This is a genomic window from Bartonella vinsonii subsp. berkhoffii ATCC 51672 (assembly GCF_902825225.1).
GTDB classification, from domain to species: domain Bacteria; phylum Pseudomonadota; class Alphaproteobacteria; order Rhizobiales; family Rhizobiaceae; genus Bartonella; species Bartonella berkhoffii.
The window spans coordinates 126,133-146,598 of the sequence record NZ_CADEAK010000002.1; the positions used below are offsets into that span (position 1 = coordinate 126,133).

The following is a 20,466-nucleotide window of genomic DNA, read 5'->3' on the forward strand; positions in this document are numbered from 1 at the left end:
TCTTAGACTCTACCGCTTTTAAGGACACAAAAAGGCGTACGAGACTCTTTTTAAGTCAATTGCACCAGATTTTTAAAATTGACTATACAAATCTTTGTCATTTAGTCTAATCTCAAAATGAAAATTTTCATATAAGAAAAATTTTTGGAAAAATTCTGCTAAAATACAAAAAGACAATGGCTGATTTTTCAAACAAAAAATTATAACGAGGGGACTTATGACTAAAACAATTTATCCAATACAAGAGAATATTAAAAAAAATGCTCTGATTGACGAAGAGACCTATCAACAATGGTATCGAGAAAGTATCAATGATCCAGAAAGCTTCTGGGCAAAACATGGTCAACGTATTGAATGGTTTAAACCTTATACAAAAGTAAAAAATACTTCTTTTAATGATGATGTCCCCATTCGCTGGTACGAAGATGGGATAACAAATGTTGCCTATAATTGCATCGACCGCCATTTAAAAAACCATGGTGAGAAAATCGCGCTGATTTGGGAAGGGGATAACCCTTATCATGATAAAAAAATAACCTATAATGCACTCTATGAACATGTCTGTCGCTTTGCGAATATTCTAAAGGATCATGGTGTTAAAAAAGGCGACAAGGTGACCATTTACTTACCGATGATTCCCGAAGCAGCTTATGCCATGCTTGCTTGCGCCCGCATTGGTGCTATCCATTCAGTTATTTTTGCTGGTTTTTCTGCTGAAGCAATAGCAGGACGCCTTGTTGACTGTGAATCGACTTTCATCATTACCGCTGATCAAGGCTTACGTGGAGGAAAACAGATTAACTTAAAAGACAATGCTGATCATGCCATTGAGATTGCAGCACGCCAACATGTGCATGTAGATCAAGTTATGGTCATACGGCGTACCAGTAAACCCATTCATTGGGTAGAAGGGCGTGATTTCTGGTATCATGAAGAAGTCTCCCATGCCAAAACAAGCTGTCCAGCCGAACACATGAACGCTGAAGATCCACTTTTCATTCTTTATACCTCCGGTTCAACAGGAAAACCAAAAGGTGTGTTGCATACAACAGCAGGTTATCTTGTTTACGTCTCGATGACACATCAATATGTTTTTGATTATCATCCTGATGAAATTTACTGGAGTACTGCCGATATTGGCTGGATTACAGGACACTCTTATTTGATTTATGGACCTCTGTGCAATGGTGCTACAACTTTAATGTTTGAAGGAACACCAACCTTTCCAGACAAAGGCAGATTTTGGGAAATTGTCGATAAGCATAAAGTAAACACGCTCTACACCGCACCAACGGCTATTCGTGCGTTAATGGGAGCAGGAGATTCCTTTGTTGAACACTCTAAAAGAACATCTTTGCGCCTTTTAGGCACGGTAGGCGAACCGATCAATCCAGAAGCATGGAAATGGTTCTACCATATGGTTGGAGATGACCGCTGTCCCATTCTCGATACATGGTGGCAAACAGAAACGGGAGGGCATATGATCACCCCCTTACCCGGTGCAACACAACTTAAAGCGGGCTCGGCAACACGACCGTTCTTTGGTGTTCAACCTCAAATTGTAGATGCGCAAGGCAATATTTTGGAAGGTGAAGCAGAAGGCAACCTCTGCATTATTGACTCATGGCCAGGTCAAATGCGTACCCTCTACAATGATCATGAGCGCTTTATTGAAACCTATTTTTCATCCTATAAGGGAAAATATTTTACAGGCGATGGCTGTAAACGCGATAGTGATGGTTACTATTGGATTACAGGACGTGTTGATGACATCCTCAATGTCTCTGGACACAGGCTAGGAACCGCTGAAATTGAATCAGCGCTTGTTTCCCATCCCGCTGTTTCAGAAGCTGCGATTGTTGGCTATCCTCATCCCATTAAAGGACAGGGTATTTACAGTTTTGTCACCTTAATGGAAGGCAAAACCCCAAGTGAAGAGTTGCAAAAAGACCTTATTCGGCATGTCAGAAAGGAAATTGGCTCCATTGCCATTTTGGATAAAGTTCAATTTGCCCCTCAATTGCCAAAAACACGCTCGGGGAAAATTATGAGACGTATTTTGCGAAAAATTGCCGAAAACAATCTTGATAATTTGGGAGATATTTCAACCCTAGCCGAACCACAAGTCGTTGAAGATCTCATTGCCAACCAGCAAAATGGAGAGCCCACAACGTAACATAAAACCAGAACGGTGACTTGAGCTTTCCTGCTAAAATGAGCTCGGCATTCGTGCTCAAGTCACCGGTAAAGAAAATGACTATAAAGCCCCTCAATCTCTCTAAAAACAGATATTCTTTCTCAATACCAACGAGGAAAGATTGAAAAAAATATTCCAAGAAGTATGAACTTTAACGAAAACTTGACAAAAGAAAAGCAAAGTAACCTTTACCAACCGCAAAACACAAAAATCTCTTGTCAAAAAACAGGCGTATTGGCTTTTATGTTTCTGCTAGAAACACTTTAGAATTCCTGCTAAAATCATAAATAAAGGTAAAATAAGGAAAAATTATCATTGATCATATTCTTTCTCAAACACAAACTGAAAACAGTGAAAGAAAAAAGAGAGAACTGGAGCGTATGAACGCAACCAAAAGCTTAAAACAATGAGAGCAAAGGTCCTGAGAATGATGCACTATAAAAGCAGAAGTGGTAACAAAAAGTGATTCATTTTGAAAATGTTGGCCTGCGCTATGGAATGGGCCCTGAGGTCCTTCGTGATATTAGCTTTCATATTCCTGCTGGATCATTTCAATTTCTCACGGGCGCCTCTGGAGCGGGGAAAACGTCTTTGATGCGTCTGATGTTTTTAGCACTCAAACCAACCCGCGGCCATATTGATCTCTTTGGAAACGATACCGCATTGCTCAAACGACAAGAGCTTCCTGCATTAAGACAACGTATAGGTGTTGTTTTTCAAGACTTTCGTCTACTTGATCACATGACCACTTATGAAAATGTCTCTTTACCTTTACGCATTAAAGGACAAGAAGAAGCAACCTATCGCAGTGAAGTGGAAGATCTTCTCTGTTGGGTAGGCCTTGGAGACCATATTCATGTTTTACCACCCGTTCTTTCCGGCGGAGAAAAACAAAGGGTAGCGATTGCCCGTGCATTGATTGATCAACCTGAAATTCTTTTGGCTGATGAACCAACAGGAAATGTTGATCCACCTTTGGCAAAACGTCTGCTCCGCTTGTTTATTGAATTAAATCGTTTTGGAACAGCTGTCATCATTGCTACCCACGATATTGCACTGATGGAACAGGTTGCAGCACGGCGGATGCTTCTCCATAATGGACGGATGACAATTCATGAATAAGTCTTTGCCAATTTTTACAAGCAATAAAAAAAATACAACTCCGATTATTCCAAGCGGCAACATTTCTGGTCGAGCACTGGTCACAGTGATTGCTATTATGACCTTTCTCTCCAGCTTTACATTAATTGGAGTTGATCTGGTACAGCGTGCTGCGAAAAGTTGGAGCAATCAAATTAGCTATGAAGCAACGATTCAAATACGCCCTATTGAAAATGTTGATATCGAAAAAGCTCTTCATGACGCAGTGAAATTGGTTAAAACATTTCATGGTGTACAAGATGCCAAAATTGTTGACCAAACAGCAACCGAAAAATTGCTTGAACCGTGGCTTGGTACGGGATTAAGCCTCAATGAATTGCCCCTCCCCCGCCTTATTATCGTCACACTAAACGAGAAAGAAACAATCGACTTTCATGCCATTAATCACGCCATCAAAACACAAATTCCAGGAGGACAATTTGATGATCACCGCGTTTGGGTGGACCGTTTTACAACAATGGCACATACAACTGTTTTCATTGGTTTTTCAATTTTAATGTTGGTTTTAAGCTCACTGATACTCACGGTTATTTTTTCCACACGCAATGCATTGGCAGAGAATGCGCATATTATCAATGTCTTATACTTTCTTGGAACTGAAACCCTTTTTATTGCTCGACAATTTGACTGGCATTTTTTTAAAACTGCACTGCGTGGTGCATTATATGGCGGTGTCACAAGCATATTTCTGTTTGCTGCTTTTATCGTTTGGACAAACTATAACCTAGGGAGAGTAGAAACCAGCCAAATCACCGCTATGTTTGGACATCTTTCCATAAGTTCCATTCCCTATGGGAAAATCATTAGTCTTATTTTTTTCGTTTCTCTTCTTACCATGTTTACAAACCGTATGACTATTTTGGCACAACTTAAAAAAATTGATCAATGTGAAAACGGCTTATTTTAATTTATGACCCAAAACCTATACGATTCCAAACCACTCATACAATGCAATCCAGAGCATTCTGTCCAAAAACATACCAGAGGCAATCTATGGTCTCTACGCTGCTTGTTTCGCTATTTTCCACCGACAGCGCTTTCTCTTTTAACAATCGTTCTCCTCTTTTGTATTGGTTTCATACTTTTTGCTGAAAAAACCGAACGGCTTCAACCCCCAAATCCTTTGCCGCAAGCAGATGCAATTATTGTTTTGACAGGGGGAGAAAACCGAATAGAAGCAGGGCTAAGCCTCCTCAAAAAAGGGCTTGGTTCACGGCTTTTGATCAGTGGAGTAAACACAACAACCAACCTGAAGAGTTTGATGCACAGCACGCATATGACTCCCCAACTTTTTTCCTGTTGCGTCGACCTTGGACATAAAGCGACGAACACAAAAGAAAACGCCAAAGAAAGCGCAGCTTGGATTAAAAAACACCACTATAAAACACTTTATATCGTGACCCATGACTACCACATGTGGCGTTCTTTGCGTGAACTTCAATATTTAATGCCTGAGATCAATTTTATTGCTTATCCTGTTAAAAAGAACAACAATGAAAGCACGATACAACAGATCAATCAAATACGCATTCTTTTATTCCAATACATCAAAACAATCCAAGTATACATAAGAACCATATTCTAAGCTTTGCACATTGATTTTCTTAAAATTTTTCAAGGCTCTTCGACGTCATAAAACATGCTTATACAGCAAATATTTTAGGTCATAGACACGATAAACTCTTTTTATAAACGCTTCATACAGTATGAACAGAACACAGGAAAAAAGCCATATTCACCGCAATGGTTGATGCCTAATCGCGTGAGAGAGCAACAACAGGATCAAGCCGTGAAGCTTGCCTCGCTGGTGAAAAGCCAAAACATATCCCAATGAGGGTCGAAAAAGTAAGAGAGAGGATGATGGAATCCATTGTATAAATCAGATGGATAGGCGCCTTAAAGAGCAAAAACAAACCACCGATGGAGAATCCAAACAGGATTCCCAAACCACCACCAATGACACAAACCAAAATCGCTTCAATTAAAAATTGCTGCAAAATATCACTCTGACGTGCCCCAACCGCCATACGCACACCGATTTCATTAATCCGCTCTGAAACTGTAACCAGCATAATATTCATCACCCCAATCCCCCCCACAATCAATGAAATAGCTGCAATAGAAGAAACCAACAGTGTTAAAATATGTGTACTTTCTATGATACGTTCACGAAAGAATTCTGAATTTCTAATGAAAAAATCTTCTTCACCATGCCGCATTGTGAGAAAGCGCTTTACCATGGTTTCCGCTAAATGTGCATCCACATCATCATCAATCTTAACTGTAATGGCACGAACCTGCGTTGTTCCAAGAAAACGCGTTTGTACAGTTGTATAAGGCAAATAAACTTGTATTGTATTTGATACACCACCATTTGTAGGATTTTGCGGATCCACAACACCAATAATACGCGCTGGAACTCTACCCACCTGCACCACTTTCCCAAGTGGATTTTCATGGCTATGAGGAAAAAGAACAGACAGTGCTTCTTTTTCAACCACGAGATCCACCGCTCGATCATACACACTTTTCTGATCAAACAACTGCCCTTTGACAGCCTTGAGCCCCTGTGTCTGAAAGAACTGTTCTCCCACCCCCATAATGACAGCATTCACTTCAACGGCACCAAAACGCACCTTTGTGCTTGTTGAAATCTGTGGCGTTACACCAGAAACATAGGGCAAACCAGAAAGCGCTTCTGCATCAGCTTCAACAAGGCTTGTTATTTTCTCTGCTTGTGGATCAGAAAAGCTTTTGCCTGGCAAAATTGTTAATGTATTAGATCCTAAACTCTTAAAGTTTTCTAGGATTTTTTCTCGTGTGCCATTTCCCAAAGCAACCATGGCAATAATGGCACCAATACCAATAATCACCCCAAGCATTGTTAAAAAAGTTCGCATCCTATGGGAATTCATAGTTAACAAAGCCATAACAAATGCCTCACGGAAACGCTCGAAAAAAGAACGCAAAAAACCGAGCTGTTGTTTGTTTTCGAGATTTTTTTCTCCATATTGATTATCGGTTTTTGTTTTTTCATCCACCGCTTTTGTTTTTGTATCCTTTGTCACATGATCGGCAATAATTTCCCCATCACTGATTTCGATAATACGATCTGCTCTTTCCGCCACCTGCATATCATGGGTTACAATAATAATGGTGCGCCCTTCTTGATGAAGCTCATCTAAAATACGCAACACTTCTTGTCCACTTTGTTTATCTAATGCACCGGTTGGTTCATCAGCCAGAATAACCTCTGCATTATTCATGAGAGCACGGGCAATAGAGACCCGTTGTTGCTGACCACCCGAAAGCTGATTTGGGCGATGATTTATCCGATCACCCATCCCTAAACGCGTTAAAAGCTTTTGTGCACGTTGTTTTCTTGTTACCACGGGGCAGCCTGCATAAATAGCTGGAACTTCAACATTGCCTAAAGCTGTCAATTCATTCAACAAGTGATAGCGCTGGAAAATAAATCCAAAATGATTACGCCGCAAAGCGGACAATTCATCGGCAGAAAGAGAGGCTGTTTCTTTTTCTGAAATCCAATAACGACCAGAACTTGGTCGATCAAGACAGCCTAGAATATTCATCAACGTGGATTTTCCTGAACCGGAAGCGCCCACAATCGCTACCATTTCACCGCGTTTAATGGTGAGATTAATGTCCTTCAAAACAGTAACAAATGTTTCCCCTGCGGGAAATTTGCGCACGATATTTTCCAAAACGAGGACAGCATCTGCTTTTTCTGCTTTCATGCTTTAGCTTTCATCTTTGCTGTGAACATCAGCGACATCTGGCATCACACCATCACGCGCCCCCGTGATCACCACATCACCTTCTTTAAGCCCTGAAACAACCTCTGCAACCATCTTATTATTAAGTCCAATCGTCACCTGTTTAGTCACCACTTTTTTTCGCCCCTCCAAAACAGAAACCCATGCTTTACGGTCTTTTGTTTCATTTCGTAAAGCATCACTTGGAACCAACAAAACATTCTGAGCACGACCTAAGATAATATGAACTTGGGCAGTCATATAAGTCTGTAGAAAATTATCCTCATTATCAACATGGACAATCCCATTATAATAGATAGCCGATGATGATAAAGCGCTAGAATCCGTCACACCAGGATTAATACTGACATCCGCACGAACGGATTCAGGAGCTGGCTCTACCCTTTCTAAAGTTCCCTCATAATGACGCTGTGAATTGCCTAAAACTGTAAAATAGAGAGGTTGTCCAGCCTGAACTTTAAGAATATCAGCTTCGGAGATTTGTGCTTTAATGGTCATCTTTGACAAATCACCTAAAATCACAATTGTTGGCGCCGACTGAACCGCATTAACATTCTGCCCTTCTTCTACAATTGTTGCTAAAACTGTTCCCGCTGAAGGGGCGGTTACCCGCGTATAACCTAAATTAACCTCTGCACTATCCACATCAATTTGTGCTTGTACAATCTGTTGACGAAGCTGAGCAATTTGCGCCTCGCGTATTTTCACCTGCGTTGCAGCATCATCGAGATTAGCCCGTGAAATCGCATGTGATTCAATCATTTTTTTCTGACGTTCTAAATTTTTCTGTGCAAGAGAAAGATAAGCTTCTTGTTCTACCAAACTCGCCTCATAGTGTGATAATGCTGCTTTTTTTCTTTTTAGATCATTTTCTTGATCTATAGGATCAATTTCTGCTAAGAGATCCCCTTCCTTCACCACACTCCCTGGGGAAACACGCATTGACACCACCCGCCCTGTTGCACGTGCACCAACAGCAACCAACCGATAAGGACGGACAAGACCAGAAGCCAAAACACTTTCCTCGATATCACCACGTTTTACCACCGCGGTCATATAAGCTGGTGTTGATGTTCCAAAAAAAAACGGAACGCAACCATAATAAGACAAGAACAAATATAACGGTTAAAAATAAGGAAAGTTTTTTGCGTTTTGTAATGAAATTTTTGATAAAGTTTTTTTTCATTATCCTACCTTTGCACGCGAACGGGATGTACCATCAACAACCTCTGGACGATATACATCAACAACGCCATCCCAGCCACCACCCAACGCTTTCATAAGTGCAATATATTGAGTAACCAAAGCAACACGGCTATCTTTAAGAGCCATTTGCGCAGAATAATAGGAGCGATCAGCATTTAACAATTCAAGGAAGCTGGTATTTCCATTTTCAAAAAGGCTTCGAGAAAGTTTTAAAGAATGTAGCGAAGCTTTATTTGCAACAATAAGCTTCTCTAGACGCTGATGTTCTTTCGTTAATCTTACAAGCGCATTTTCCACATCTTCTAACGCTTCCAACACAGCAGCCCGATAAGTAATAAAAGCTTGATCACGTTGTGCCCGCGCTATGGCAATAGAAGCCTCAATTTGCCCCCCATTAAAAAAAGGAAAACGAAGACCAGGTGCCAACAACCAAGAAATTGTTGACGTTTTCCAAAATTCATGAATTGTCCCTGGTGCTGTTGAAATATTACCTGTCAAGGTGAGTGAGGGATAACGCTCTGCTTCACGTTGACCAATCCGTGCTGTTGCTTGCGCATATTGACGCTCTGCTTGCCGTAAATCTGGACGTGTTAACAAAATATCCGCTGGAATTCCTGCTGGTATTGGCCATTTTGGTTGCGGAATTTTTGCCTGTCGCGCATTTTTTTGTAAAAGATCCTTTAAAGCCATAGGAACATGACCCGTCAAGATGGAAAGGCGATGAATGCTCATTGCCAAATTCGCTTCCATCTGTGCGATATCGGCTTCTGTATTAGCCATTTGTGCTTGTGCATTGGAAACATCGAGTTCTGAAACATCACCCGCTTTTAATTTGGCACGCATCAATTCATATGTTTTGCGTTGTGATACAGCAATTTGCCGCACAATGAACAACTTTTGTTGCCAACCACGCATTTGAACGTAATTTGTTGCGACATCTCCCAACAACGTCACCATGGTAGCACGCATATCTTCTACAGCGGCTTCAAAACCATAACGTGCGGCTTCAGTTGCTCTTTTGTGTCCCCCAAAAAAATCTAACTCCCAACTCGCATCAAAATTACTACTATAGTGATTCATATATTGGTCCATAATACCAGGAACTTCCAGATAGCCGGTACGATCTGCTGAAACTGAAGCGGATATATTCGGCAAAAGAGCTCCCCTAACTTGCCCTAAAGTAGCACGTGCTTCGCGAATCCGTGCTTTGGCAACAGCAACATTATTATTACCAGAAATTGCAGAATCCATTAATACATTCAAAACAGGATCATTCAAACGCCGCCACCATCCAGCAAGCTCCACCGGACGCCCTGCTGTCTGTGCAGTTTGTTCTCCCCATTTTTGGGGAACGCGAAAAAATGTTTTCTTGTAATTAGGACCAACCATACATCCTGATAAGATAAAAAAACACAACAAAATACTACAAAGCAATCTGTTAGAAGTAACCCACTCTAGACTTTTGATCTGCATCCATTCTCCCATATGTTTTCAGAATCAATCCATTAATACTTCATTTACTATGTTCTTATTTCAAACTTATTGTGAAAAATCAAATACTGTTTGTACAGGAACGTGATCTGAAGGTTGATTCCATCCCCGTGCACTCCGAAAAATCGTAAGATCCGTAACAAAAGGTGCAAGATCTGGAGAAGACCAAATATGATCAAGCCGCCGTCCACGATCAGCAAGCGCCCAATCGCGTGCACGATAACTCCACCATGTATAAAGCTTGGTAGGAACGGGAATATGTAACCGCATCAGATCAATCCACCCTCCTTGGCAACATAAAGCTTGTAAGCGCTCAGTCTCAATGGGTGTATGGCTCACAACCTTTAACAATTGCTGATGAGACCAAACATCTTCTGCCAAAGGAGCAATATTCAAATCCCCCACCAAAAGAGAAGAAAGACCATTTTCCTGATCCGCCCGAATGGAAGACATGTCTTCTAAAAAATCAAGTTTATGACGGAATTTTTCATTTACCTTTGCATCAGGAACATCCCCCCCAGCAGGAACATAAAAATTGTGAATTTGTATGTCTCTGCCATAGGCCTCAACAATCACCGAAATGTAACGACAATCTTGTTTTTGACAAAAGAAACGCTTTTCAACGTTCTTAAAAGGCAAGCGTGAAACAATTGCCACACCGTTGTAAGACTTTTGTCCACTCAATGCGATATGCTTATAACCCGCTGCTTCAAAAGCCTCCCTTGGAAAGAAAGCATCTGGGCATTTTGTTTCTTGAAGACATAAAATATCCGCAGGAAATAGATCTAAATATTGAAAAATCTGTGCAAGACGTAAACGGATAGAATTAATATTCCAAGTAGCAAGACGAAAGAACATTTGTCAATTCCAGTGTTGGAGACACCACATTATTTCTTAGCGGGAAGTGTGAACATCCCATCAGCAAACCGAACACCGGTCCTTACATTCATGATTTGCACAGTCGTTTCCAAATTCTGTTGATCAACAATTGTCCATTGGCGTAAATCATAATTTTTAGAATCAAAAACCATTCTTATTTGCCCTGCCCCAATAGTTTTATCACGCAGAACAATTGTCACGGCCCCTGGAACTTCACGAAACGCTAACAAACGCCCTGAGGATACATCAATTTTATTATCTAATAGAAATTTCATCGGTGTTTGAAAAAGTTGTGAAAAATTCCAAGTGTTTAGAGCACGATTGTTAACTCCTACGAATTGACCATCTGCAATGATCTGTAAAGGTATTTTTTTGTAAATAAAACGAATTTTCCCTGGACGCTCTAAATAAAATGTCCCCTGAGACATTTTCCCCTTTGGACTAAACTGAATAAAATCACCTGTCATTGTTTTAATTGCGGCAAAGTGATTAGCTATATTTTGTGCCCTTGCCACTTTATTGGATGCCATTACCACTTTATTAGATGATTGCGAAAAAGCAGGAAAAGTTAAGCACCAAAAGACCAGAATTCCTACAAACCCAATGGTTCTTTTTTGTGGTGAAACAGACGTTTCCATAGAAAATGCTCCCAAAGAATATTCATTTATCTTATAATAATGATAAAGAGAATATCCTTCTTTAAAAGATAAAGATATTGTTTGAACAGACTATCAAAAGATTTTTATTTCAAAAGCGTTCTTCTTCAGAAGAGATTAAAACTTCTCGTTTACCGGCATGATTTGCCGCACTAATGATGCCTTCTTCTTCCATCCGCTCAATTAATGTAGCAGCACGGTTATAGCCGATGCCTAAACGGCGTTGAATATAAGAAGTGGAAGCCTTACGATCTCGAAGAACAATAGCAACAGCTTGACTATAGGGATCATCTGCTGCAGGAGAAGTTAAAGAAACATCCGCACTATTTTCTGCAATCTCTTCTGTAATAGTTTCCAAATAATCAGGAAGCGCTTGTGCTTTGAGATGTGCCACCACCTGCTCCACTTCATCATCCGCCACAAAAGGCCCATGAACTCGCTGGATACGCCCTCCTCCCATCATAAAGAGCATATCTCCTTGTCCCAACAATTGCTCAGCACCCTGTTCGCCAAGAATTGTCCGGCTATCAATTTTTGAACTGACAGAAAAAGAGATGCGTGTAGGAAAATTGGCTTTAATGGTTCCAGTAATAACATCCACTGAAGGGCGTTGGGTCGCCATAATCACATGGATACCAGCAGCGCGTGCCATTTGTGCAAGGCGTTGAACAGCACCTTCAATGTCTTTACCAGCAACCATCATCAAATCGGCCATTTCATCAATAATGACAACGATATAAGGCATAGGACTAAAATCAAGTTTTTCGGTCTCATAAAGGGGCTCACCGGTTTCATGATCAAACCCCACTTGAATTGTGCGCGTCATTGTCTCACCCTGTCCTTCTGCTTCCTTAAGACGCGCATTAAAGCCATCAATATTGCGGACACCCACCTTTGACATTTTGCTGTAGCGTTCTTCCATTTCACGCACAGCCCATTTCAGTGCAATGACAGCTTTTTTAGGGTCCGTTACCACGGGAGTTAACAAATGGGGAATGCCATCATAAACAGAAAGTTCAAGCATTTTGGGATCTACCATAATGAGGCGACATTGTTCAGGTGTCATCCGATAAAGCAGTGACAAAATCATGGTATTAATGGCAACAGATTTCCCCGAGCCTGTTGTCCCAGCCACCAAAAGATGGGGCATTTTTGCTAAATTCGCAATCACCGGTTCCCCACCAATTGTCTTCCCCAAAGCAAGCCCTAATTTTGCTTTGCTTTCCACAAATTCTCGCGCTTGCAAAATATCCCGCAAATACACCATCTCACGTTTTGCATTGGGCAATTCTATTCCAATCACATTGCGCCCTGGAACCACAGCAACACGGGCTGAAATCGCACGCATAGAGCGGGCAATATCATCTGACAACCCAATAATACGAGAAGATTTAATACCAGCAGCCGGTTCAAATTCATATAAAGTCACCACCGGTCCAGGGCGTGCATCAATAATTTTTCCCTTAACCCCGAAATCTAACAAAACACCTTCAAGTTCATGAGAATTGGCTTTCAAAGCAGCAGGAGAAAGTTTTGCATCCTTTGCCGCCGGTGGAAAAACTGAAAGATAATCCAAAAGTGGAAGAAGAAAACGACCGTTTGAAGAAGCCGTTATAGACTTAGAAACACGGTTTTTAACGGGAGAACTCTTCTCTTGATTTCCTTGACATTTAGTTTTTTCATCCACGAAAATTGGTTCAACCCGATCAAATACTTTTCCTTGTTTCTGAGAGCGTTTGATAGAGAAGAAACGAAAAAAACGCGCTTGTAAAAAATAAAAAAGATGTAAAATAGCTCCCAAAGTTGTAGCAAAAAAGCCATATCGGCTCCTCTCTTCAACATGTTCTGTATCTTCTGACATATCAAAGAGAGGATCAACGATTTCGTTGTCCTTGACCTTTTTTATTTTCCTTTTACTGGTCCGACGCCTCCATACCACATTGCCCGCAAAAGCAGCTATTAAAAAACCTAAAAGGCTAAAAGCCATCCCCAAGAGTACATTCTGAAATGGAGAAAAAAAGACTGGAAAAAATGAATAAACAGCACTGAGAATTTTATCCCCCAAAACGCCTCCCAACCCCATTGGCAATGGCCAATACGTAAAAGAAGCAAGAGGTGTCATAAGAGCAAAAGAAATTAAAAAACAAACCGTCGATATTCCCCACAAAAAAAGGCGAAAAATCAAATGATAGATATCCTTTTGTGCCAACAAAAGAAATGACCAAAATAATGGCGGCAACAAAACACCAAGACTTGCTAAACCGAAGAACTGCATAACAAAATCTGAAAAAATTGCACCTGGCCACCCCATAAAATTTGTAACTTTATTTGTACTTGCATGGGTGAATGATGGATCGGCTGCATTCCAAGTTGCCAAAGCAAAAACACAAAAAACAAGGAAGCCCAAAAGCCCAAGCCCAATGAAAACGCCAATCTGGCGCAAAAACATTTCAACGAGCTTTGAACTGTAAGATTTTTGTGCTTCTAATGAATTATAAGGAGAAGAACTTTGGTGCATCCATCAATTCCAAATTAAAATCCTCGCATGAAAGAGTTATAGAATTATGACCGCAAAATATTAACACAGTTTTAACCATCGTAATCATAACAATTTTCCTACCATGCTTGTGAAATATGATCCTTCAAGACAATCACATAAGAGACTTTCATTCCATCTTAAAAAGACCACATCGTTTCTGTCTTATTTCAGTTTTCTTTTGCATTGATAAAGTGTAAAGTTGGTATGCAACATTCAGGACAAAACTTTCCCTGTAAAATTATGAAGTCAAGTTATGGAATGAATTTCTCAATAATCGGTAGAAAGAATAAATGAAAAAAAGCCAATCTGTTTATAGACCAATGCGCGGAAAAGTGCGTTCTTTAAAACAAAAAGGGAATAGAAAGAATGTAGAAAAGGTAATATTAAAAAAGATATTCTGTTTATAAAAAAAAACAAACTGCCAACAATGGAACAAAGCGTTGTGTATCCTCATCCCAATAAAAATGTAAAACCCCATAAAAAAACAAGATCCAATACAAGTATCAGACAATGCGATCTTCTTATTGCAGGGGGAGCAGCTGTTGGTCTCGCCTTAGCAATAGCGCTCAAGCAAGCAGCTCCTAATCTGAATATTAATATTGTTGATGCTGCTCCTCAAGAAGAACCTCCCACTTCTCATATACGAACCATCGCCCTTTCTGCTGCTTCTATTCGTATGTTAAAACAGCTGCGATGTTGGGAATATATCAACCCCTTTGCACAACCGATTCATTCAATGATCATCACCGATACATGTGCAAATGATCCTGTCAAACCAACGCTTTTAACCTTTGAAGGTGATATTACTCCTAACGAACCCTTTGCTGCTATGGTGGAACATAGAGAACTCATTAAAGCTTTAAAAAAACGTGTCAAAGATCTGGAGATCACTTTTATTGCAAACATGCATGTCGTTGATTTTCATCAAGAAGACCAACATACAACTGTCACTTTAAGCAATGAAGAAATTTGGCAAACGAAACTGCTTATTGCCGCCAACGGAGCACATTCAAAATTACGCGAAAAAGCAGGTCTTAAAAACTTTTCTCATTCCTATAAACAAACAGCCATCATTTGCACGATTAACCATGAAAAACCCCATCATGGTCAAGCAATTCAACATTTCTTACCTGCTGGACCTTTTGCTCTTCTCCCTCTTAAAGGCAATCGCTCTGCTATTGTATGGAATGAACACCATAAAACTGCACAATATTATTTTAAAGCTGATACTGTTATTTTTGAAACAGAACTCGAAAAACGCATTGGTCATCGACTTGGAAAACTCTCTTGGAATGGAGAGCGACAAATTTTTCCCTTGAGCCTTTCTTTAACACGTCAATGCATTCAACCTCGTTTTGCTCTCGTTGGTGATGCAGCCCACACAATCCACCCGATTGCAGGACAAGGGCTCAACTTAGGATTACGTGATAGCGCCGCACTTGCTGAAGTTGTTATTGAAACAGCACGATTAGGCCTTGATATTGGATCCCTCATTGCTTTAGAGCGCTATCAAAGCTGGAGACGTTTTGAAATTGTCCGTATGGCTTTGAGTAATGATTGGCTTAATCGCCTTTTTTCCAACGATAATCTCCCCTTACGCATGCTCCGAGATGCCGGTCTTGGAATTATCAATCAGGCACCAAAAATAAAGAAATATTTCATTCAAGAAGCTTCCGGACTTACTCCCAATGCGCCACGTCTTCTTCACGGACTCCCACTTTAAGTGACATATCATTTCGCTTTTTATCCTCTATGAATAAGCCTCTCATTTAACAAGGGAATCCCCTTGCTTATTTTTTTGAAATACCAAGGTTTCTAGAGAAATCCTGGAGATATATAACAAAGCAATCCACACCCTACTCTATTTTTGATGAATACTGCAGTCCTCCCCTCCCTGCGCAATACAAAGAAAACAGACAAAGACTAGAAAATAATCCTATATTTTTGGCTTCAACCTGTATTTTCTCAAACTTATGTAAGTTTCATCATTTAATACATGAGCCGTTTATTTCCTGCTTTTTTAAAGGCAATTTCATTAAAACGACAAAATCCTAGCAGAAAATCTTCTCTGTACAGATTAAAAAACAAAACACATTGCCAACTTTTTTCAAATAAGCACAGTCTTTCTATTACGATCAGAATGTACACACAATAAAAACATCTCCTCACAGGGAAATGAAGCGGCAATTTTTCAGCCTTACATCCATACCAATAAAACAAAAAACGGTTTTTGGCATACCAAATGATCTATAAAACCATAGAGTGTTGGCTTATATTCTTATTCCCTCATAATTGTTAAAATACAAAAACTTAAACTCTATAAAAAATAGTTTAGCAAAACCACAGCAGCTTGTCGTTAGCAAAACTGAGTTTGGTCAGACATTTTATTTTAATGACTCTCAATTTCAGGATGGTGAATGCCCACTCTATTTTAGGACCTCATCTTGATCTTCACATGATTACGCAAGTAATTTTTATGTAAAAGAATTAACGATCATCCGGAAGATGATACATGAAAAATTACACACACACTCTCTCTGATGTGCCATCATTATTCAAAAAGTAAATCATGATGCAAACTAAAAACCCGACAGAAATTCTGAAAAGGTTTGGCTGAAAAACATATCACTATGAAGCAGAGAATTGCTTATTATCATCTCTCCTATCGTATTGTGTCTATTCTCCATGATTTTGAATTTTGTAGATTATGGAGAGAGTGGCAAGGAGTTGCAGTTATAAGTTGTTCTCACTACCGCTACCTATTCCCTTGCCAAAGAGTACAATAATGGCGAACAATCACATTATGAATATGATGATATGTTGCTTTTTGCGGAAGAACATTTCGGAGTTACGCACGGGTACTTACGGAAAACCATATCGAAGCAGCCTTAAACAGAGTGATTGCATGGATGCACGCACAGGATACTAAAAAAATTACGCGAAGAAACTGCCAATCATTCTGCCCTTGCAAAAACTCTACTTGGTAATATGGAAACTTTTAAAAGTGATGGATCTATTCCAGAAGGAAATGTGCCAGAATTTTTTGATTGTAAAACAACAGGGCGATTGAGCATCTCATTCTTTTTGCAGAGTCCTATAAAACAGAAAATTGGATAATATTCTGGTGCGTAAAAAAATAAACAGTGCTCGATGAGTCTTATCGCAGCAAACTGCATTCTTAAAACTCAAGGGTGGTTTGTAACGGAACCTAAAAAATATGATTCTCTTTACCGAACCGTTTTATTCAAATTTGATTTTATGCGTCTCTATGATAAGTTAAAGCCCATAGTGAAGTAGAGATTTCCAATAAAATTTTTTATAGCTTAAAAATATATTCTCTCTAATAAGAAATATGATTTCCTACGGATATTTCTATGTCTTTAAACACGATTAGAGCGAGAATTGATTTGTCTTGATAAAGGATTAATACTTATGTTGAAACACATTACAATGAACGAAAGCTTATCAAAATCTCCGAACAAATAATCATGGACTTAAGATTTGTAAAAAACGATAGAAAGAAAAAATACTCATCCCCCAATATAGTTACAATGTAGATATAGTTCGGCATTTGGCTTGCTTTGCATTAACGGACCAAATTGATATACTGAAGTTCTATCAAAATTCTCTAGCAACAGACAATTTCTCAATTTCTAAACATTTGGGTGCCGATGATAGAGAAACCCATTTAATTACGCTGTCTAACTTGCTGTAGAACCTTACTCATATTCTACATGAACCCTAAGTATTAAGAACAAATCTTAGTTTGCAAGAATTAGTTTTTCTCAACACAGTTACAGTTACCAACTGCTTAAAACTATGAGAATTGGCAATCTATCGCAATAAAGACTACAATTATAATGCTTATTTATAAATAAAGACTGCCTCTCCAACATAGTGTATAATCTTGATATAACAGTGCATCTTTCATACTCGAATAAACGCATTTGCGCTTTTATGGTTTTATCATCGCTCGGTACTTAAGATATCAGCGCAGCATTTTTATATATCAAATTCCCAAAAGAATATACTGCTTGAATTCATGTTTCTTGATATTCTTATAACTTTGCAAATATTGCCTATGCACTATGTTATTTCTAGTTCTTCAAGCGCATAACCATTCTCCAACCATTCTTTAATCCACTTAGGTCTACGCCCACGTCCATTCCACAATTCCCACTGGTTATTGGGATTTCTATAATGACGTTCTTTACTTACAAGATCAGCGATATCAATTCCATGTGCGTTAGCAATTTCAAGAATTTTTCGTCGTGCATTCTGCTTTTCTTTTGCGTGTCGTTTTTTCAATTCCACATCAATTTTAGCACGCATCTCTTGTAACTCATCAAAGTTCATATTTTTGAGATCATTCACCTTAATTACTCCCCTTGCAAAAAAGAATTGTGCTTTGTCATAATTTAAACACAATTATAGACAATTTTTGTCTATTTATTATCAAAATTAAAATTACGATGAATATAACACTTTGACGGAGATATCCTTTGGACCACGAAGAGTTATTAATTTGTATCTTAGCTTTCACAGCTACATCCTTTTTCAGTTTGCTCACTGAGATTGGTAAGTGGAGCATACAAATTTCATCACGCCTCACTAACTCTTGTGAACCAGTGGTCAAAAGTGAATATAAATCGTCATTTTATAAATTATGGCAATACATGATAAAGAGCAAGCCCTCTATATGTAATGAAAGTGCAGTTCGTTTTAACAATAAGAAATACATTCATATACAGCAATCTTCTCCTTCATATTCGTACTCTCCAGAAAAATTGAAGCAATCAGAAAATTACACGAAAATATTAAACTTAGCGCCCTATAGAAAACAATCATCAATTGAAAATAATCTTTCTTTCTATAAATGCAATAATTATAGCGTTGGTTCACTTAATGTGTGCAATTTTATTCCATATGTTTACATGGTTTGTGGAATGTTGGCTTGTATTAAAAATGTTCTTAGAAAAAATCAAATCTGTGCGTGTAAAGAGTCTTTTAAATTGGATAATTTTACTTCACGGGTTAATGGAAATGCAGTGTGTCAGCGCTTAGAAAGAACGCACAGAATTTACGTTTACATCAATAGAGTTTTTTATCATCAGGTGTGTTGCTTATGACTATTCCAGATTTCATAATGCTTGCTGCTGCCTGTGCGCCAGCTCCATATTCTGCAACAGTTTCAACTGTTGTTATGGAGGAATCATGGGATAATATCTGTGAAATAAGTATGCGTAATGAATTATTACATCAACCATTTACGTTTAGAGAAACCACCGCAACAGCTAAACAGCTTAAGCAAAATGAATATGATTTTGACATATCTTTAGAACAAATTGATGTTCAACATTCAAAATGGTTTCATGTTTCTCGTTCGAGTGCATCTAGTTCATGCAAAAATCTTAAAGCTTTACAAACCGCTCTAACGAATCGCTATAAACAAACAATATCGAAATGCAACTCTGAACAAACTATATTGCGAGCTGCACTAAGTTTTTACAAGCCGAGAAGTTTTCAAAATGATTTCATTGATACTTCTGTGAAGAAGGTTGGAATCCATATCGCAATGCAAACTCCTGCACACTCAAGTCACTCATCACAAGAACCTGTAAAGCTTCATGCAGAAGAGCCAGTTCAAACATTGGAAACAAAAACTCTATCTCCCTCCTCGGAAGAACTAGCGGATGTTTTTGTGCAAAAGATAAGTGGTGCTTATGATGTCTTTACAGCAGAAGATACTTCTTCATTGGAAAAGCAACAGGAATAATAATGACGACATTTATGAATGAGAATTGCAATTTTGATCAGATACAATAATAAAAGGTAGATAAAGAAATGTTAAAGCTCTAAATTAGTAAGATAAATAAAATCTTTTCTAATTGAGGGCAAAATAATGAAAATGATAGAGCAAAACAGTGTTGATATAGCATTCCATCAAAAAGCAGCGCGTGAAATTACAGTTGTGATGCGCTCAGAAAGAGAATGGTTTTTCACATTTGTTGCAGATGATCCAGTAACCGGAAAAGCAAATAAATATACACTTCTTACGCAAAGAGGAAAATTAAGAACTTGGGCTGATCCAAAATATCTCTTTAAATTTCTTCATGAAAGAGGAGTTATTTATGGCAATTTTAAACTTAATCAGGATGAAAAAACATGAAACAATCGAATATTCTCCAGACAGTAATTCGTAATAAACTCATCACAAGTGTTGCGGCTATGACTGTATTTTTTATGGGCAGTTCTATATGTGCCCAAGCACAAAATTTAACTAATGCAAAAACTGTTTTAGAGAAATTCCAGGCAGAGTTGGGTAAAATTATTCCTGTTGCCGCTGCGGTTATTCTCTTGTGCTTAGCAATTGGTTATGCAGGGCGTTACATCGAAAAAGATACCTTTGTACGATGGGCAATTGGCGTTGTTATTGCAGGCTCTGCAGCTGAACTTGCCAATTTATTATTTACAAAATGATAGTGAGAATAAATCGTGAAATTGTATAGTAGAAGTGTCCTTTGTTATTTAAACAGAAAT

13 protein-coding genes and 3 pseudogenes are annotated in these 20,466 nt (G+C 38.9%); 9 read left to right on the forward strand and 7 right to left on the reverse strand.

Annotation, left to right across the window (positions count from 1 at the left end; translation table 11 throughout):
- Positions 1-217 precede the first annotated feature (217 nt).
- From acs to J7R10_RS01535, 4 genes are all read left to right on the forward strand, one after another.
- On the forward strand, positions 218-2,176 hold the full coding sequence (acs, locus tag J7R10_RS01520) for an acetate--CoA ligase (protein ID WP_010705828.1): 1,959 nt from the start codon (positions 218-220) through the stop codon (positions 2,174-2,176).
- A gap of 483 nt (positions 2,177-2,659) precedes the next feature.
- A complete protein-coding gene (ftsE, locus tag J7R10_RS01525) occupies positions 2,660-3,319 on the forward strand; it encodes a cell division ATP-binding protein FtsE (RefSeq protein WP_010705829.1) in 660 nt (219 codons plus the stop codon).
- A complete protein-coding gene (locus tag J7R10_RS01530) occupies positions 3,312-4,265 on the forward strand; it encodes a cell division protein FtsX (protein ID WP_010705830.1) in 954 nt (317 codons plus the stop codon). Before ftsE ends, J7R10_RS01530 begins: the two co-directional genes overlap by 8 nt.
- A gap of 3 nt (positions 4,266-4,268) precedes the next feature.
- On the forward strand, positions 4,269-4,943 hold the full coding sequence (locus J7R10_RS01535) for a YdcF family protein (RefSeq protein WP_010705831.1): 675 nt from the start codon (positions 4,269-4,271) through the stop codon (positions 4,941-4,943).
- A 169-nt stretch (positions 4,944-5,112) separates the two neighbouring features.
- On the opposite strand, the gene J7R10_RS01540 is transcribed toward J7R10_RS01535, so the two are convergent.
- From J7R10_RS01540 to J7R10_RS01565, 6 genes and pseudogenes are all read right to left on the reverse strand, one after another.
- A complete protein-coding gene (locus J7R10_RS01540; RefSeq protein WP_010705832.1) occupies positions 5,113-7,116 on the reverse strand; it encodes a MacB family efflux pump subunit in 2,004 nt (667 codons plus the stop codon).
- A gap of 3 nt (positions 7,117-7,119) precedes the next feature.
- Positions 7,120-8,341, reverse strand: a pseudogene (locus tag J7R10_RS01545) (efflux RND transporter periplasmic adaptor subunit).
- Complete coding sequence (locus tag J7R10_RS01550; protein WP_010705834.1) at positions 8,341-9,834, reverse strand: efflux transporter outer membrane subunit; 1,494 nt, start codon at positions 9,832-9,834, stop codon at positions 8,341-8,343. Before J7R10_RS01550 ends, J7R10_RS01545 begins: the two are co-directional and overlap by 1 nt.
- 66 nt (positions 9,835-9,900) lie before the next feature.
- A complete protein-coding gene (locus J7R10_RS01555; protein WP_010705835.1) occupies positions 9,901-10,710 on the reverse strand; it encodes an exodeoxyribonuclease III in 810 nt (269 codons plus the stop codon).
- Between the two features lie 29 nt (positions 10,711-10,739).
- Positions 10,740-11,369 carry a LolA family protein gene (locus J7R10_RS01560; protein ID WP_010705836.1) on the reverse strand — a complete coding sequence of 210 codons (630 nt, stop codon included), beginning with the start codon at positions 11,367-11,369 and terminating at the stop codon, positions 10,740-10,742.
- Positions 11,370-11,478: 109 nt separating this feature from the next.
- The gene (locus J7R10_RS01565; RefSeq protein ID WP_010705837.1) at positions 11,479-13,905 is read right to left on the reverse strand and encodes an FtsK/SpoIIIE family DNA translocase; all 2,427 of its coding nucleotides are present in this window, start codon (positions 13,903-13,905) and stop codon (positions 11,479-11,481) included.
- A 448-nt stretch (positions 13,906-14,353) separates the two neighbouring features.
- Between J7R10_RS01565 and J7R10_RS01570 the strand changes: the two genes are divergently transcribed.
- Together J7R10_RS01570 and J7R10_RS10315 are read left to right on the forward strand one after the other, a co-directional pair.
- A complete protein-coding gene (locus J7R10_RS01570; RefSeq protein ID WP_407059612.1) occupies positions 14,354-15,649 on the forward strand; it encodes a ubiquinone biosynthesis hydroxylase in 1,296 nt (431 codons plus the stop codon).
- A 578-nt stretch (positions 15,650-16,227) separates the two neighbouring features.
- Positions 16,228-16,371, forward strand: a pseudogene (locus tag J7R10_RS10315) (SMI1/KNR4 family protein); the annotation flags it as partial.
- A 1,641-nt stretch (positions 16,372-18,012) separates the two neighbouring features.
- On the opposite strand, the gene J7R10_RS01575 reads toward J7R10_RS10315, so the two are convergent.
- Positions 18,013-18,300, reverse strand: a complete 288-nt coding sequence (locus J7R10_RS01575) for an H-NS histone family protein (protein ID WP_010705839.1) — start codon at positions 18,298-18,300, stop codon at positions 18,013-18,015.
- Positions 18,301-19,051: 751 nt separating this feature from the next.
- On the opposite strand from J7R10_RS01575, the gene J7R10_RS01580 reads away from it, so the two are divergent.
- From J7R10_RS01580 to trwL, 3 genes and pseudogenes are all read left to right on the forward strand, one after another.
- Positions 19,052-19,702, forward strand: a complete 651-nt coding sequence (locus tag J7R10_RS01580) for a lysozyme family protein (protein ID WP_010705841.1) — start codon at positions 19,052-19,054, stop codon at positions 19,700-19,702.
- Between the two features lie 126 nt (positions 19,703-19,828).
- A pseudogene (gene korA / locus J7R10_RS01585) lies at positions 19,829-20,129 on the forward strand (KorA family transcriptional regulator).
- Positions 20,092-20,406 carry a VirB2 family type IV secretion system major pilin TrwL gene (gene trwL, locus J7R10_RS01590; protein ID WP_010705843.1) on the forward strand — a complete coding sequence of 105 codons (315 nt, stop codon included), beginning with the start codon at positions 20,092-20,094 and terminating at the stop codon, positions 20,404-20,406. The pseudogene korA and the gene trwL overlap by 38 nt, the downstream one beginning before the upstream one ends.
- The last annotated feature ends 60 nt before the right edge of the window (positions 20,407-20,466 follow it).